The 18,166-nt window shown below is 49.1% G+C and carries 9 protein-coding genes; 1 reads left to right on the top strand and 8 read right to left on the bottom strand.

Going from position 1 to position 18,166, the window contains the following annotated elements; genetic code table 11:
- Window positions 1-12: 12 nt before the first annotated feature.
- Entirely contained in the window at window positions 13-3,051 is a 3,039-nt protein-coding gene (locus tag KWJ01_RS19045; RefSeq protein WP_224998636.1) for a TonB-dependent receptor, read from the bottom strand.
- Between the two features lie 460 nt (window positions 3,052-3,511).
- On the opposite strand from KWJ01_RS19045, the gene KWJ01_RS19050 reads away from it, so the two are divergent.
- Window positions 3,512-7,627, top strand: coding sequence for a two-component regulator propeller domain-containing protein (locus tag KWJ01_RS19050; protein WP_224998638.1), 4,116 nt, complete (start codon window positions 3,512-3,514; stop codon window positions 7,625-7,627).
- 89 nt (window positions 7,628-7,716) lie between these two features.
- On the opposite strand, the gene KWJ01_RS19055 is transcribed toward KWJ01_RS19050, so the two are convergent.
- The 7 genes from KWJ01_RS19055 to KWJ01_RS19085 form a co-directional block, all read right to left on the bottom strand.
- Window positions 7,717-8,589, bottom strand: a complete 873-nt coding sequence (locus KWJ01_RS19055) for a family 16 glycosylhydrolase (protein ID WP_224998640.1) — start codon at window positions 8,587-8,589, stop codon at window positions 7,717-7,719.
- A gap of 7 nt (window positions 8,590-8,596) precedes the next feature.
- Complete coding sequence (locus KWJ01_RS19060) at window positions 8,597-9,397, bottom strand: DUF1080 domain-containing protein (RefSeq protein WP_224998642.1); 801 nt, start codon at window positions 9,395-9,397, stop codon at window positions 8,597-8,599.
- A gap of 200 nt (window positions 9,398-9,597) precedes the next feature.
- Window positions 9,598-11,652: a DUF2264 domain-containing protein gene (locus KWJ01_RS19065; protein ID WP_224998643.1), complete on the bottom strand. Its 2,055-nt coding sequence runs from the start codon at window positions 11,650-11,652 to the stop codon at window positions 9,598-9,600.
- Window positions 11,653-11,721: 69 nt separating this feature from the next.
- Window positions 11,722-12,891, bottom strand: a complete 1,170-nt coding sequence (locus KWJ01_RS19070) for a glycoside hydrolase family 88 protein (protein ID WP_224998644.1) — start codon at window positions 12,889-12,891, stop codon at window positions 11,722-11,724.
- A gap of 69 nt (window positions 12,892-12,960) precedes the next feature.
- A complete protein-coding gene (locus KWJ01_RS19075; protein ID WP_224998645.1) occupies window positions 12,961-14,364 on the bottom strand; it encodes a BNR repeat-containing protein in 1,404 nt (467 codons plus the stop codon).
- Window positions 14,365-14,388: 24 nt separating this feature from the next.
- Window positions 14,389-16,656: a family 43 glycosylhydrolase gene (locus KWJ01_RS19080; protein ID WP_224998646.1), complete on the bottom strand. Its 2,268-nt coding sequence runs from the start codon at window positions 16,654-16,656 to the stop codon at window positions 14,389-14,391.
- Window positions 16,657-16,749: 93 nt separating this feature from the next.
- Complete coding sequence (locus KWJ01_RS19085) at window positions 16,750-18,024, bottom strand: DUF2264 domain-containing protein (RefSeq protein ID WP_224998647.1); 1,275 nt, start codon at window positions 18,022-18,024, stop codon at window positions 16,750-16,752.
- Window positions 18,025-18,166 lie beyond the last annotated feature (142 nt).

Genomic DNA, 18,166 nt, shown 5'->3' on the forward strand with positions numbered 1-18,166 from the left:
TTGAGGTTTAAATTAAAATCTGACATTCACACCCAGGTTAATGATTCGCTGCTGCGGGTAAAACTGGCCGCTTTCGTTGTTTCCTTCCGGGTCATAATCTTTCACTTTAGTGAAGGTTAACAGGTTAAAAGCGTTGGCATATACCCGCAGGTCGGCAATGTTCACTTTTGACAGAAGCCCTGCAGGCAGGGAGTACCCCAGCTGAATGTTCTTTAAGCGAACAAAAGAGGCATCGTTTAGCCAGAAATTATTACGGTACAAACCGCCGCTGATGGCCGAAGAAGCTCTTTCATCCACGCGGGGGTAGGTTCCCTCCGGGTTGGTGGGAGACCAGCGGTTGTCGGCCCAGCTGCTGTAAAAGTTGCCGATGGTACCAGACTCAGGCAGCACGTACTGGCTTACCCTGGACTGCCCGGAGAACAGCACTGCAAAATCAAAGTTTTTCCAGCCGGCATTCAACGACAGACCATAGGTCAGCTGCGGAATGTTGCCATATTTGGTTCTCACCATGTCGTCGGCAGTAATCTCACCATCGCCATTATAATCCTGGTAAATCAGGTCTCCTACCTTAGCGCCTGGCACAGAAGGATACTGCTCAAGATCTTCCTCGCTGCGGTAAATACCAATGGCATTGTACAGCAGGTAGGTGTAGAGGGTTCTTCCGGTTTCCTGCTGATAATCCAGTACACCAGGGGCTTCGTCTTTGAACACCAGCTCGTTTTTGGCATAGGTAAGATTACCCGATACACCCCAGCTGAAATTGCCTGTTCTGTTATAGGAAAGGGTGGTTTCCAGGCCCTTATTGTTTACTTTACCTATATTTTCTGATGGCACCAGTGTTTCTGCATCATAAGGATTTACGATACCGCTGGTAGCAGGAATAGAGGCATTGCGGGTGGAAAGAATGTTGTTTCTTTTCTGATCAAAGTAGATCAGTTCCAGACCAAAGTTTTTCAGGAAAGTTGCATTAATGCCAATATCTGTCTTGGTGGCTACCTCCCAGGTAATATTCGGGTTGCCCAGCTTCGTCAGGTTAATGCCTGGGTACACATTATCGCCTATTACATAGAAGTTATTGAAGGAGTAGTTATCGTAGTACTGGAACTGGCCCACATTGTCGTTGCCCAGCTGCCCCCAGGAAGCCCGGAGCTTCAGGTTATTGATAAAGGAGATGTTATTCTTAAAGAAATTCTCCTCTGATATGCGCCAGCCTGCCGATACAGATGGAAAGAATCCCCACTGGTTGTCTTTAGGAAAAATGGAGGAACCGTCTATCCTTAACTGCACCTCTGCCAGGTATTTCTCATTGTAGTCGTAGGCAATTCTGCTGATGTAGCTTCTCCTGGTAAAGTTGTAGCTGCTGCCCCAGTTGTTGTAATCGGTAGCGGCAGCTCCACCCTGCGATAATTCCGGGGTTTGGGTAGTAGGAAAATGCAGGCGGGAAGCTCCCATGGTCTGTTGCCTGAATTTACTCTGCTCATAACCAACAAAAGTATTTACGTTGTGGCTGCCAAAGTTGCGGAGGTAGTTCAGTTTTATATTGCCCACCGTCATAAACTGGTCAAAGCTCTCCTCATTCAGCTGTGCTTTACCATTGGGGCCACCGCCGGCAACTGTTTCGTCGTAGTTCCCGGTAGTGGCGTTGTACCGGTACAGTGCGTAAGGGGTTCTGAAATTTTTAGAAGTGCTGAAAGATCTGTCAGTTGAATAAAAACCGTCTAGGGAGAGTCCTTTCACCAGGGGAAGATCGTAGCGCCCCTTTAAAATACCATTGAATATGTAGGTAGGATTGCTGTGGGTACCCCCGGCACTGGTGGCCATCATGATAGGGTTCATGTTTTCCACACCTGTAGAAGGCAGGCCATTGGGGTAACGGGCCACCACCGTAGGATATGCCCGGTAAATGGAGCGAAATATTGTTCCGGCACCCTCTGTCGGAAACTGCCTGTCTTCCTGACGGCCGGAAAGGAACAGGCCAACGCTTAGCCTATCTGTAATATCGGCATCTATATTAGATCTGAAATTGTACTGGTTGTACTCTGTTGCGCCGTTTTTGTACAAACCCTCCTGGAATAACTTGCCCAGGGATAAAAAGTAGTTGATTCGCTCGGTGCCACCATTTACAGAAAGATTGTGCTGGTTCTGGAGGGCTACCCGTTGCAGGGCTTCCTGCTGCCAGTCGGTATTGGGGTAAAGAAGCGGATCGGAGCCATCCCCGAACTTTTGTATTTCCTCTTCGGTATACACCTGGTTTAAACCTCCATCCTCATTATTATAATAGGCAATCTCATTCCTGATCTGAGCATACGTGGCAGCATCGGCCATTTCAGGCAGGCGTGTGGGGGAGGAAAACCCCTGGTTAAAGGTATAGGAGATGGTTGGTTTTCCGGCTTTCCCTTTCTTGGTAGTCACCAGGATAACCCCATTTGCAGCCCGGCTGCCGTAAATAGCGGCAGAGGCATCTTTCAAAACTGTAATACTCTCAATATCGTTAGGATCCAGCCGGTCGAGGCCACCAATCTGGCCCGGCACCCCGTCTACAACTATCAGCACATCATTGTTACCGGTAGTTGCCAGGCCCCTGATGGAAAAATTAGAACCATCGTAGCCTGGTTCGCCACCGCGGTTATTGGCTATAACACCGGAAATACGGCCAGCCAGGGAGTTCGAAACGTTTGGCTGGGGGCTCTGGGTGATTTCCTTGCCCTGCACTTCCGATACAGAACCTGTAAGGGTAGCCTTCTTTTGGGTACCATAACCAACAACCACCAGCTCCTCCAGGCTTTCAACATCCTCTACCAGCGTTACATTGATGGTAGACTTGCCTCTTACGGGTACTTCCTGGCTCATATATCCAATAAAAGAAAACACCAGTACAGCATCTTCTCCCGGAACCTGCAGATTGAACCTGCCATCAGCATCTGTAACGGTTCCACTTGAAGTTCCCTTCACCAGGATGGCCACGCCGGGCATACCTTCTCCGGAGGCCTGCTCCACCACAGTACCATTCACTGTTAGTCCCTGCGCAAACGAAGTCGCAATCGTATGCATGAAAAGACATAAAAATAGAATGTACTTTTTCTTTGTTAGTAGTTTTTCTTTCATAAGCTGAAAAATTGATTGGTTTGTCTCTTCTATATTTTCTACTGTGGCTTTATGTAAGCCGTAGTTTTGAATACAGCGCTGTTCAACGATCGTTAGCTAGTATGTGCAGCAGCCGGTGTATAGTATACCCCAGGCTAAGCACAGCACTTTATGTAAATAATGCTGCTTAAATGAGCTGCCCTGTAACAGCCAGCACTGCTGTGGCTGCCCCCTGCCTGCACTATAGTTTAAGGTCTTCTGAAGATCTCTGCTCTTGGAAATTGCCGACCATCTGTTACAAACTTCAGCAAAAATTGAGCATCGGGAGGGGCAAAAAATGGCAAATGAGGGGGTACAAACTGTTCAATTATGCTTAAATTAATGCATTATATATGAGTTACCTGCTTTGCCAGGTGCTGTTCCTGAAATGAAAAAAAATATCTTTTCACTCCTTTTCCTCATCCTCTGTTGCATCAGCAGCCATGCGCAGCATACTGCCGGACTTGTGCCTAAGGAAATAAAGAAAGGGCTTAGATTTTACCTGATCGATGATGAGGCCGGACTCTCGAACAACACCATCAACAGCATGGTGCAGGACAAGCAGGGATTTATCTGGATAGGTACCATGGATGGATTGAACAGGTATGATGGCAGCAGCTTTGTTAAATATAAAATGGATGGCCGCTCTCCTTCGCTCTTGTATAATTACATACAGCACCTGGCGGTAGACGAAAAAGGAGACATCCTGATTTCTACAGATGGAGGATTAAATGTTTTTGATGTAAGCAAAGAAGCTTTCCGGGCTTATACCACCGAAAACGGTCTGCTACAGAACTACGTGAATACTGCCATACCCATGCCCGATGGCAGCATTATCCTGGGCATTTATAAGGGTGGCATACAACTGCTGCAGCCCAATGGCAGCCTTAAACAACTAAATGGATCGGTACGGGAACAAAAAGACCTCTCCTCCATAGAAATATCCTGCATGGCCCTGCAGGGCGACAGTATCTTATGGGTGGGTACCTACAATGGCGGCTTAAATAAATTTCGGCTTAAGGATAAAAAGGCAGATCACATCACTTTTAGCTACAAAGAAGCCGCTTCAACCATCAACCACCTCTACCTGGATCAGGAGGGCAACACCTGGGTAGGTACAATGTCGGGGCTCTATGTAATTACCGTTTCTGCAGACACCATTTTTACAGGAGCCTCTCACAACCGGGGCAAGGGCCTAAGCGATGCAGAAGTATTATGCCTGCAGGAAGATGATAGGGGCAATATATGGATTGGTACCCGCAACGGTGGCTTGAACATAGTTAACAAGCAGGAGTTCCTGACGAAAAAGGGGCAGGCCCAGTTTGAATGGTTTCTACCCAGAGATGATGGCGAAAGCGTTTACAACCGTACTGTATCCAGCATTCTTAAGGACCGGAACGGCAATATGTGGCTTGGCACCAGCACAGGCATCAATTTTGTAGATCCCAAGGGCGAAAAACTAATGCTGCTCCGCCGTAAGCCCACAAGCAGTGGAGAAACGCTGGCACACAACCGCATTGGTGCCCTTGAGCATGATGCAAATGGCGATCTGTGGATCGGAACAGATGGCGGCGGACTCAACCTGGTGGAGGCCGCAAGCGGCAGCATCAGGCACTTTCAGCATTCACCCACCGATCCTGCCAGCCTCAGCAACGATTATGTTCTAGCTTTGAAAAAGGACAGCCGGGGATATCTGTGGGTGGGCACCTACCGCGGGGGGCTCAGCCGTATGGATCCTGAAACAGGAAAGTGCAGGCATTACCTGCAGGGGCCGGTAAGCAGCGGCAGTGATGTCAGAACCATTGTGGAAGATTCTAGAAACAGGTTGTGGGTAGGCACCAACCGGGGTGGACTCTACCGCTACGATGAACACGCGGATAAATTCCTGCCTATTGAAAAGACAGGTGCATTGGATATCCGCGACATAGAGGAAGCCCCAAACGGAGGCCTGTGGCTTGCTACTTATGGAGATGGCATTGGCTTTTATCTGCCTGAAGCAGATTCCATAAGATTTTTCAACACCTCCAACACAGCAGGTTTAAGCAGCAATATTGTTTTTTCCCTGGTGCAAACCCTAAATGGTGAAATCTGGGCAGGCACACAATATGGGGGACTTATAAAATTTAACCCCAGCACCGGTTCGGTACAGGTTTATTCTGAACAGCATGGTCTTGCCAACAACACCGTCAGTAGCCTGCTCCTGGAAAATGAGCAACACCTGTGGATCGGTACCTTAAGCGGCATTTCCCATCTGCATATCCCCACGGAAAAGATCAGCAGTTTAGCCTACCCTGCAAACAACAGTGCCGGCGAATTAAACCACAATGCGGTAAGCAGGGGGGCTGGTGGCTACATATATTTTGGAGGAAATAAAGGCATTAGTTTGTTCCATCCTCAGGAAGTAAGAGCAGCGCAGCCTGCTCCTCCCCTTATGCTCACCGCTCTTAAGCTGTTTAACAAGCTGGTACCGGTAAATCATGATGATGAACAGGCAGTGCTCCGGCAATCCCTCTCCCATCAAAAAGTGGTTGTACTACCCTATGACCAAAGCCTGATCTCGATTGATTTTGCTGCCTTACAGTACCCTTTTTCTGATAATGTTTCATACTCCTACACCTTAGAGAACTATAACAGCCACTGGATTGAGGCAGGCAATGTGGGCACGGCAAACTTCAGCAATCTGCCCCCTGGCAGGTACCTCTTCAGGGCTAAGGCACAGCACTCGTCCGATGCGGAAAATGCCTCCTACGCAACCCTAAGCATTATTATTACGCCTCCTTTCTGGAAAACACTTCCGGCCTATGTTATCTATACCCTGCTGCTGATCCTGCTCTTTTATGGGGCCATGAAATACTACACCGAACGGGTTAAACTCCAGAACTCGCTGCTCTTGGAGAAAAAGCAGCGCCAGCTGGAGCACGACCTCAATGAGGAAAGGTCACGCTTTTTCACCAGTTTTTCGCATGAGCTTAAAACACCACTCACGCTTATTCTGGCACCGATAGAAGATTTAGCCGCTAAAGCAAAAAGCAGAGAAGATAAAACAAGCCTGGGGCTGGTGCAGAAAAATGCCAGATACCTGCTACAGCTCATCAATAAGCTGCTGGACTTCAGAAAAACAGAAGTGGGCCTCAATGAGCTAAAGCTTGCCCAGTACAGGCTTAAGCCCATTGTTGAGAACTGGTTCAACAACTATAAGCCCCTGACTTACAAAAAGAAGATTAACTTCTGTTACCAGGCTCCGGAAGAGGAAGTTGTGGCGTGGGTAGATCTGGAAAAGCTCCAGATCATGGTCTACAACCTGCTCACCAATGCCATTAAGTTTACTCCTAAAAATGGTACCATTGAATTAAAGCTCTTTGCCGACCACACCCATGTGTACATTCAGGTGCAGGATACAGGCGAAGGCATCTCCCCGGATGCCCTGCCACACATCTTCGAGTGGTACTACAGAGCCGGTGATACAAATAAAAAAGGTACCGGAATAGGCCTGGCCCTCTCACAAAGGCTGGCAGCGCTTCACCATGGTAACATTCTGGCAGAAAGCAGGCCAAAAGAAGGCAGCAGCTTTACCATATCGCTGCCCCTGGATCACGAACTACCCCCGCACCTGCAGCAGGAGCTGGAAGCCGTACTTAGCCCTCAGGAGGACACACAACTGATTCCCCTCCTGCCCGGGGAAGAACTGGCAGGCCCCCAGGAAGAGTGCGAAGAAAAAATTATTCATACCGGCGATGGCAACAGGGAAGTGCTCCTGCTCATTGACGATAACCCGGGCATCCTTCAGTATCTCAGCGGCCTGCTGAAAAACGACTATCACCTTATTACCGCACAGGATGGAGTGCAGGGCCTGGAAAAGGCCTGCCAGTATGTTCCTGATCTGATCATCTCCGACATCTGCATGCCTGGTAAAAACGGACTTGAGCTATGCAAATGCCTGAAACAGAATGCTGCTACCACGCATATCCCGGTAATTCTGCTAACAGTCAACGACAGCGATGAATCTATCAAAGAAGGGTTTGAGGAAGGGGCAGATCACTACATCACCAAGCCCTTCAATGGACAGCTACTTTTAACCAGGATCAAAAGCCTGCTCAGCAAACGCAGGCAACTCAGAGAATACTTCCAGAATAAAACTGGAGAAACTGTAAGTGCAGAGGAAGAGAACTCGCCCCTTTTCCGCCGGGAAAAGCAGTTCCTGGAAGCCCTGGAAAGCACCATCCTTTCCCAGATTCAGGCAGATGAGGCCAATGTTGAGGCTATTGCACATTCTATGGCCATGAGCAGAACATCGCTTTACAGAAAAATTAAGGCAGTTACCGGGCAAAACATCAATGAATACATCCGAACCGTTAAATTAAAAAGAGCTGCCCAGCTCATGAACGAACAAGGGCTAAATGTATCTCAGGCCGCACACGAGGTAGGCTTTAGCAGCATGAAATACTTCCGTAAACTATTCAAAGACCAGTTTGGGAAGCTGCCCTCCGATCTTACTAAAGAATAGACCTGGCATTTACCGCACCACAAGGCATGTATTCAGGTGAGGCAGCAGCAGCATAACAGAAATAAAAAAGGGTGATGAATGAACAAGCTCTATTTTGATTGCTTCTGATAAACCCTCACATAATCTACCATATACTTCCTGGGAAAAGCAGTGGCTGAAGGATCTCCGCCGTTTGAGCCAAGGGCAAGGTTCAGCAAAATGTAATGGGGCTGGTGAAAAGGATTGAAGCCATCAGGATTAAGGGTCTGGCTTAGGTCAACCTCATTGAGCAACTCATCATCCAGGTAAAGCCGGAGGTAACTTTCTGTCCAGTCCATTTTCCAGACATGGAACTTCTGCGGCCATTCAGGATCCTTTTCGATAAAATGGGTAAAAGGGATTTTTTGCTCATCCCAAACTGCCCGATTTCTTTCATCAGCCCAGGCAGCATTCGCCAGGATTGTTCCTTTCCTGTTCACTCGGTAATACTCCATCAGGTCTATCTCGCCGTTGGCCGGCCAGGGCTTGGTTTCGCCCAGGGTCCAGATGGCAGGCCACAAGCCCATGGCCGTATCAATTTTTGCACGCACCTCCAGCATGCCGTATCTAAAGCTTCTTTTACCCCTGCTGTTAATGCTTGCCGAGGTATATTCCGCAAACTGACGATTCTGCTTCCAATCCTGGCTGGAGGCTTCATAGCGGGGGTTGCTTACCTGCTCACGCTTTCCTTCTATCACCAGCACTCCGTTAGAAACATTAGCGTTCTCCGGCTGGTACCACTGCAGTTCCTGGTTTCTTACAAAGCCTCTTTCATACGACCAGCTGCTGCTATCAGGCTTTCCGTCCTGCTCAAACTCATCGTGCCAGAGCAGGCTGTAGCCTTCCTTTGCTGCCGGCGGGGCAGTGTCTGGCCTGTAGGCGGCCTGTTTTTTACTGCAGGCAAAAAGGCCTATGATCAACAAAAAGAGATAGCTGTGTTTCATGCTCACATCAGGGCTTCTGCTCCAGCTTTCTGATCTTTATTTCCCTGAAATCTATAGCCTGCCCTTCGCTTTGCAGGGCAATGAAGCCCTCCTTCAGCAATTTACCATCCTGTTTAAGGGAAGGATCGAAACCATTTACCACCCCTCCCCCAACCTGGGGCTTGCTGTATTGCAGCACGGTATCGCCATTGATGAGGTGGGTGATCAGCGAATCTCCCCATACGATAAGTTCTGCCCGTACCCACTCACCGGCCTCATACGTTTTAGAGCTTGATTCGATACAATGCCTGGGATCTACCTGGCCCTGGTAAACTACATCGGTGCCAGGAGAACACATATTGCCGGTGGGCCGGGGTTTGCCATCGCCAAAACCGGCGAGGAGCTGCAACTCTACAGAAATCGGCCAGTCCTGCTCCTTCAGAATGGTTTTGGGGTCCTGGCTGTGAAACATAATGCCGCTGTTTTTATAGGTGTAGTCCGGCGCATCTTCCATCCATTGGTCGGCAAAGCGGTACTCTGCTACCAGGTGGTAAGAAGAGAAAGGTTCCTTATAGTACAAATGCCCGAAGCGATTATTAAAGGTTTCGTAATCATCATAGCGCACCTTCAGCAGTCCGTCTTCTACCCGAAAGGTATTGGCATAATTATCACCAACCTCATGATGGTGAATCTTTACAATCCAGTCGTTAAGATCCTTGCCATTGAAAAGCGTCTGCCAATCCTCCTGGCTGTTATCTGTCTGAATGGAGGTGCACTGAATAAAAATGAATGCCGCCACAAGCAATGCAGCACCTGAATAAACCTTCATGCTCTGTTTTTAATAAGTATCACTAACAATTTGAACCCTGTACCACTGTAAAGCAATCAACAAAAATCATCAACCCGGCTGTATTATTGAAAATATGCAGTCTTCTCCAAGTTAAGCATCAGGCTTCGCAATCCTATTTTAAAACCGGGTAAAAGAACCCCTGCACCAATGTTTCTTTTTATGCGGGCATACACTTATCATCACTCAAACCTCACTACTTTCCTGTGCTGATCCCTGAACAACACTGTAATGCTATTGTCGCTTTTAGCCTGCTTTATGCTCTTCACAGGCACGAGCTCTTCATCTGTCCACTGCTCACCTGATTTTTTCCAGAGCATGAGTGTGGCATACAGTTCAGGCCCCTGCGGTTGGGGTTTAAACGAATCGGAGACATTGATCACTTTGCTTTCCTCACTAACAGGGTTCAGTCCACTGGTCTCCACTACTTCCATGCCCTCCCAGCCCTCCAGGGGAACCATGGCCAGCTGATAGCTGCCGTTGTCGATGATCTGCACTTCGTAGCCTTTTACCTTTTGTACCTCTTGCCTGATTGGGGCATGTAGCTGCGGCAAAGCATAATGGCCCAGGCGAAGCTGCCCTATATCGGTACTGATGTTTCTGTCGATGCGCAAAATGCCGTTGGGCAGGGGGATATCGGCCAGCTGCAGTTTATACTGATCGTTGGTTTCCAGCACAACATCACGGTAGTACACCCCTTCTTCAAACTTTTTGAAAGTATACAGCCGCAGGGCCTCCCAGGCACCTTTGCTGTTCCTGAACACATAGTTCATGGCTACTGCTCCCTCCTCACCATCGGCCTGCCAGGGAAATGCACTGTTGTAGGAGAGGCGGTTGTAGTTCTCAGTTGATCTGAACTTTTGCCAGTCGTCGGCTACCTTCTCGTGACACCAGGCGCGCACCTCTGCAGCACCAATGGCGGGGTAGTCGGTGATGAGGATGTTAGAACCTTCCTGGAAGTTGTTGTACACCTTATTACTATCAAACTTATCCTCCCAGGGGCCTTCGTTTTCTGTAGCGGTCCAGAAAGGGTTATCTGCCGGTACCAGCAGGCCCAGAAATGCCTTGCCCATCCAGTACACACTGCCACGGCAGCTATAGACCTGTACGGCAGGCTCATAATGCCCGTAGAACCCAAGGGTAGGAACCCCATCTTCCATAAACCCGGGGTTTTGCATAAACTGGAGCAGGGTACCTGAGGCTATTCTGCGCATCCAGCCCCAATTGATGTCTTCATCCTGCAGAAAACCCATAAACGGAAAAGGACTGATGGAGGCAAAGCGATAGCTAATGCTGCGGCCCCACATGATCATGTTGCCGTCTTCTGAAAACAGGTAGGGATAGTTGCCGTTCAGGTCTTTGAAGTTATCCTGAAACCGGGAAGCATACCGGGGATAATACTCTTTACCAAAAAGCTCTGACCAGAGTATGCCGTACAGCTGGAAAGCCCACATGCTGTAGAAATCGTAAGCAGGAGAATCGTTGTACCAGCCATTGCCCCTGTAATGTGCCAGCGATTTTTCCAGGTATTCTTCCAGCAACGCTTCGTTTACCGCATACCCCTGCTCTTTGAAAAAGCTTAAGACGAAGATGTTGAAGAACTTCCAGTTGGAGTCTACCGTTGGCCCGTCGCCATAGCTGATCATGGTGGCGGCAAGCTTGTCTTTTTGCTCCTGGCTAAGCGGATCCCAGATGGTTTCCGGCGTTACAAAGAGTGAAATAGCCAGGGCACCAAACTCTACCAGGATCTGGCTGGGGCCACCATTCTTTGCCCGATGGGGAATAAAAGAGGGACTATCAGGATCGAGTAGCCTGCCGATCTGATGCCTGTAATACTCCGCCACCTTTATGCCCCCTAACTCCAAAGCAGGATTCTCTTTCAAAAGCGGGGCTGCTACAAACAGGGTGCGGCATAAGCCTTCCAGCTTTTCCGTAGGTACCTGCTTTTCGTTGTGAGGGTAACTTTTACCTGGCTGCTTCGGGAACTTCATCGGGTCGTTCAGCTCGTTTATGTAGCCGAAAGCACCTTCCAGCAGGTAGCGGGCGGCATCAGCCCAGTGCGCCCGCGTCATGCCCGTGTGCGGGCTCAGCGTATAATCAGGATTGCTGATCGTGAAAACCGGCTTATCTGCTACTCCTTTTGCTTCAGAAACAACAGACTGAGCCTGTAGCATCCCTGCAGAAAATGCACTACAGCAAAGGAAAAGCAGTATCAGGCTATATTTGGGGTGCTTCATAACTGTTGCACGATTGTAAATTGATCAGGCAGATTAAAAAACAGATACTGGCAGAATGTTAATTTGTATTTACTTTGGCAGGCTTTTCTCTACATAGCGGTACATTTCGGAGGCTGCCAGCAGAAAAGCTCCTACCCCAAAGCCAGAGGTTGAATTAACATCCACCACCTGTCCCGGAATTGCTCTTTCTCCAATAGGCTGCACATAGCCTACTTTACCATTTGGTTGCATGGCAACATTGGTTAGGTAGTGGTATCCCTTTGCAGCAGCCGGCAGGTAGGTACTCTTATCGAAGTGCCCATTATTAATCCCCCACAGCAGGCCGTAGGTAAAGAAAGCAGTACCGCTGGTCTCTGGTCCGGGGGCATGTGCCGGATCCAGAATACTGCGTGTCCAGTAGCCTTCCGGCTGCTGTGATTTTATAATGGCTTCTGCCATTGCTTTATACCGCTGCACATAAAAATCATGTTTGGGTGCATCTTTTGGCAGGTCCTGCAGCACTTTGGCCAGGCCGGCAAATACCCAGCCATCGCCACGTGCCCAGAAGTCTTTTTTGCCGTTTGCACTTTTATGTTTCGGGTATACGTACTTGGCATCGCGGTAGTAGAGCTGTTCTTCCGGATCATACATAATGGAATCGGCGTAGCTGTAGTACTCATACAGTTTCTCCAGGTACTGCTCATTGCCGGTTTGCTTGTAGAGTTTTGTCATTACGGGCATTACCATATACAAGCCATCGGCCCACCACCAGTAATCCCTGTTAGGGGTGCTCATCTGGTACTCCATCACCTCTCGGGCACGGGCTATCTTGCGCTCATCCTTTTCTTTATCCAGGTTATAAAGATCAATGTAGGTCTGGAAAGCAATCTGCCAGTCGCCAAAGAGTACATAATCATCCTTTTCGCCATAGCTGTACTTCCAGTTAGCCTTGTCTGCAGACTTGGCCCCCATCCACTCGTTCTTCTCCGCCCAGGCTTCAGAATACTGCCGGTATTCCTCCTTATTTGTCACCTTATAGGCTTCCATATTGCCGGTGTGGTAAGCTGCCACATCCCAGAAAGCCCAGCCGTGTTCAGGATTTGTTTCCTGCCAGTATTCATTTACTTTATGTATGACCCGGGCAACCTCTTTCTTTGATTTAGGCAGGGCAGGATAATTAGACTGACTGAAGGCTGCCATCAGCACAAAGCCACCCAGCAGAGCTCCTATGGTGTAGTAGGTAGTTGGTATCTTCTTCATCTTTAACATCATTAAAATCAATTATTACTTACTGATACACAGTTTAAAAAAGGGCTGAACCATCAATCATCAGAAGTCGGGCTTCCACTCCACCACCTGGATGGGTTGCGGCGGAATACTGGCACGGCCTTCTCCATCTACCTGTTCCACCTTCTGCACAAATAGGTTCAGGATGCCTTTATCTTTCCAGAGTTCTGTGTCATAACTGGGCTCCCAGGAGCCTAAAGATTCTTTAGTCAGGTCCAGGATCGTCCATTTTCCACTCGCAAGTGAATTAATGACCGCTGCCGAGGCTTTACTTCCCCGCTCCTCATCCCGAAAAAGCATGAGCACCGAGGTATTGCTGCCTGCATTCTTCACCAGCACCTGTGGCCTTGCAATGGGAATCCGTTTGGTACCTACGCCGCTTAGGCTGAAGGGGGTGGTACGAAAATCGAGCGGAAGCATTTGCCAGCTGTTGCCATTGTGATACACCAGGTGGTACTGTGGAATTTCAGAACCAGCCTCCCGCCAGTAGGTGGCAATAAAAGGGTTCCCCCTGGCATCGGCCCCCATGGAAGTCTGGTTGATAAGCTCACTGTTTTGTGGTATCTCCCAGGCTTTTTCTGCAGTAGCTTCGGTGATAGGCAGGGCATACGGAGCTCCGCCAGAGTTTTGCCAGGTTTTGCCCCCGTCTGTTGAGCGGGCATAGCTAAGGTCGTGGTTGCTGGCCACATCGGGACTTTCGCGCCACACCCAGGAAACATGCAGCGTGCCCTGCCCATCGATGTAGGCCTGCCAGTAAGCATTGCGCTCCCCCTCGCCGCTGATAAGGTTACTGTGCAGCTGGGTCCATTGCCTGCTGCGGGTATCGTAGGTGTTAATCACCATATTGCCCTGCCCCGATCCGCCATCGCGATAAAAGAACAGGAGGTTGCCATTTTGCAGGCGGTAAAACTCGGGGTATGATACTACCTGCTCCTGCCGGCCCGTCATGGGCATCTTTTCTGTGAGCGTTAAGGAACCCGGACTGATACTGCGGGCATAGTTTAGCGGGTTGTTGTGGTGGTCCCAGGCGAGGTGTAAATACCCTGCCCCATCTACCATAATGCTGATGGAATTATGCGCATCTGCAGCATTTCCCTTGAAGGAGGTTTGCTGTACCTCCCATTCGTCAGCGCCTGTTTTACGTTTGGCCAGTACCACATGCTGATCGGCACTATACCAGGCTGCATATTGTGTATCTTTATGCGTAACAAGTGAGTTTTTGCGGAACACCGCCACATTCACAGAGTTGTTTGCCCAGCCACCTTCAGACACCTGCTGGGTTACGGGCTCCGATTGACGTGCCGTTGAACAGGAGCAGAAAATTACCAGAGTGGCTCCCACAACCAAGACCTGCTGCAGGCGTAGCCTTACATGCTCCACTAGCAGCAAAAAGCTTCTGGAAGTTAAACAGGCAGCCTGGGCAAATGTGTTTTTCTGTCTTTTCATCACTGGGATTATTCCGGTACTACCTTAATCTATCTGGGCATTCTTCAGGCTGATGGGTTCTACTCCCTGGTGTGTTGGCGTAACCTGCCTGATGCTGCCGTCCTCATTAAACTCCAGTTTATCAATACTAACCTCCCGGTTGTAGCCGGCGGCACTTCCCATTGTGATTCCTTTTGGATAGTTAAAGCGGTGGTACACTATGTACCACTCATCCCGGCCGGGAATCTGAATTACCGAATGGTGACCTGTTGCATAAATGCCTGCGGCCGGATCTTTGGCAATCACCAGGTTATTTTCAGGCACATTGATTTTACCCAGTGGTGTGCTGGCAGTTCCGTAGCGTACGCGGTAATTTTCGCTGCGGGTATCGTCTTCAGACCACATAAAATAGTAGGTACCGTTTCGGTACAAGGCATGTGCCCCTTCACGAAAGGTGGCATCCGGGGTCATTATCCTGGTAGTGCCTGGCCTGAGTGAAACCATGTCGTCGTTAAGCTCGGCACCGGCCATATAGCCATTGCCCCAGTAGAGATAGCTTTTCCCGCTTTTAGGATCGGTAAATACATCCGGATCGATCTGCTGTCCTCCCTTCACCCCTTCCGGCAGCTTGTCGATCAGGGGTTTTCCGCTGTCTACAAATGGTCCTGTGGGATGATCGGCCACGGCTACCCCTATTTTCTGGGCAGCAGTAAAGTAGTAAAAGTATTTGTACTGCCCGTTTATCTTCTTTTCTATGATGGTAGGTGCCCAGGCATTCCGGTCGGCCCAGCTAACATCTTTGTGCAGGTCCAGGATCACGCCTTCATCTTTCCAGTTCACCAGGTCATCAGAAGAAAAAGTCTTGAAATAAGTGCCAGACCAGCCGGTGAAACCATCACTGGTCGGGTAAATGTAAAATCGGCCGGTTTTTTCAGCGTACATCACATCCGGATCGGCATAATACCCCTCCAGAACGGGGTTATGCACCACTTCTGCACTCAGTTGGTATACCTGTGGCTGCCTTCCCTCAAGGGCTACCGTATAGGCTACAGGTCCTGCCTCAAAATTCTGCGGACCGGTGGGTGTAATGCTCATGCCCGGAAACAGTGTGATTTCGGGATCAAAGCTTTTCAGGTCTTTTCCGGGTTTTACAGGCAGGCGTAAGGTATTGGCGGCAGTATCTAAAGCAATGTTTATTTTCCTGATCTGTGGCGCTTTTGCAGCCTTTACCAGATCGTCTGCCACGCCCCACTGCTGCACCAAGCGGGCAGCTTCGGTTTGTGTGATGGGCAGCACTGTGCCATGGCGTGGGTGAAAATCCATGCTTACCTCCTGATCTATAACACTGAAATTCTGCAGATCGGTGCTTTTGGTAAACTGGTACTTTCCCTTCGTGTACACATCGTACATCAGGATGTATTCGTCGCTGTTGTTGAGCCTGAAAACCCCGGAGCCCTCTACCGGATCTGTAGTCTGCTGCACATATTTATCCTGCAGCACATAGCCTTCTGTGAGTTTGTCGGAAGTGGCAATTTTAATGCCCGACCCCTCTCCTTCTGTTTTAAAGAACAGGTGGTATTTCCCATCCTTAAAAATAATATCCCCATCGATGGACGCCCCATTGGTAGGGCTGAAGAAAAGCTGCTTTGGAGCACTTTCCAGGGCAGTAAAATCTTCATTGGCATAGGCATAATAGATCTTATCCGGATCATCGCCATGCTTCATCGAAAAATAGATCATATATTTTCCGGCTTCGGGATCGTAGATTGTCTGGGGCGCCCATACCCTCAGCAGGCTGTCGTTACCCGGAAACTGCTCCTGAATGTTTACAATGCTGGAGGTCCAGTTGATAAGGTCGGTAGATTTCAGGAGCACCATGGCCCTGTTAGAGCTCCAGCCGTTGGCAGATACCATATCGGTTACCACCATATAAAATGTTTTTCCATCGGCTCCGCGCAGAATATGCGGATCGCGCACACCGCCTGTAGAACTGATTGCTTCAGAAGATATCACGGGTTTGTTCCTATTCAGCGCTCTGTAGTTATAACCATCGGTGCTGAGGGCAAAGCGAATGGCTTCCTCACTTTTCTGGTTGCCGGTAAAATAGGTAAACAGGTAGGCACTGTAGGGCTCTTCTGCAGGCTTGGTGGTAGCATCCTCGTTCACCACCTCACCTTCTGTAGCATTGCCTGTTAGCTGTTGCCCACATCCCGAGACGAGTAAAAACAAAATTAAGCCCAGGCAACCCACCCTGGCAGCTGCATAGCCTTGATGTAAAATTCTCTCCGGCTTTTGATAATACGCTGTGCTCATGCTTGATTCCTTGATTTTCTTCCTGTTTCCTGCTCTAGACACCCTCTATTCTTGAAACCCACTTTCCACTGGTAATTCTCTGCTGATATAGGATCAATCCAGATGTAGTGCATGATCGGCAGGGAAGTCCTCGCCTGTCCATGCTTTTACCGCAGTCCAGGGTGCAGCGGGTGCAGACCAGAAGGGATCGGTTTCGGGTAAACCCAGGGGCAGAAAAATGGTAGCACAGAGGTACAGGCTACCGGTGGTAATATAAAAATCCGCTGCATCGGGCTGGTAGCCGTACAGGCCAATATTGAGCCAGCCATCTTTTGTGAAGGCAGAAGGTGCCTGTAGGGTCTTGTTGTTTACGGCAGTGAGGGCACTCCGTACCTGGGCCGGGCTCAAAGATCCCGGCAGCTGCTGCCGCATAGCCATATCGGCCAGGTGATGGAAAGCCCCGCCCCGATAGGCGATAGAACGTCCTATAACAGGAAAAGAGCCATCGGTATTGATCAGTCGTTCCTGTATTTCGGCATAACGCTTACTGATTTTATCAAACTTTGGTGCGTAGTTTTTGTAACGACCATTTTTCTCTGCTGCTACCTCCAGAATGGTAGCCAGGTAAGGCTGAATAACATAGCTGTTGTAGTAATCCAGGGCGAAGCTCATACCATCGGAAAACATACCGTCACCCACATACCAGTGCTCCATAAATTCCCTTACGCCAAATTCCACCCTTACCGCATCATATTCAAGTCCGTATTTGGCAAAGAAGGCTTCGATCATCCCTGTAAACAGGATCCAGTTGGTGTACACGGGCACCATCTCCCTGGTATCCTTAAAAGCTGCTACCACCTGTTGCTGCACATGGGGCTCCAGGTGCTCCCACAGCCACGGACATTTAATGAGGCCCAGGGCCAGGAAAGAAGCATCTACCAGGGGCTGCCCACCCTTCCACTGCATATAGTCTTTTGCTTCGGGATTTACGGCATTGGCTACTGCTTTTATAGCCCACTGCCGATACTGGTTCCGCAGGGCTACTTCTTCTTTAGAGCCTCCTTCCAGGTTTAGCCACGGACCAATGCCGCTCATTACCCTGCCAAATGCTTCGAGGTAGGCTACTTTTTCACGCGAGGCCTTATTATCGATTTTAGCCGACAGGGCAACGGGCATTTTTTCTTTTAACTGATCGGCTGCCAGGTTTGACAATACCGGCCTGGCTACCTTATCCATCTGCTGCAGCCATATTTCCCTGTCTCTGCTGACAGATGACTGCTTTTTCTGGGCAAGTCCAGTACTAAGCAGGCTAGAAAATGCAAAAATGAGGCTGGTGAGCAAAAGTAGTTTCTTCAATTTCTGTTGTTTACCTTCTGCGAGTATTGTCATGTGTAGGTATTTACAGGTACCGGACTTTAGCAAAATATTTGTGAAAAATGCTTTAGAAATCTAAACAGGCTCAAAAGCAAGAAGAAAAATGACAGTAATTTCAGTTAGCTGTAACCTTAATTACTGTCATCTGTTCTTTTCA

Source organism: Cesiribacter sp. SM1 (genome assembly GCF_020178975.1).
Classification (GTDB): Bacteria; Bacteroidota; Bacteroidia; order Cytophagales; family Cyclobacteriaceae; genus Cesiribacter.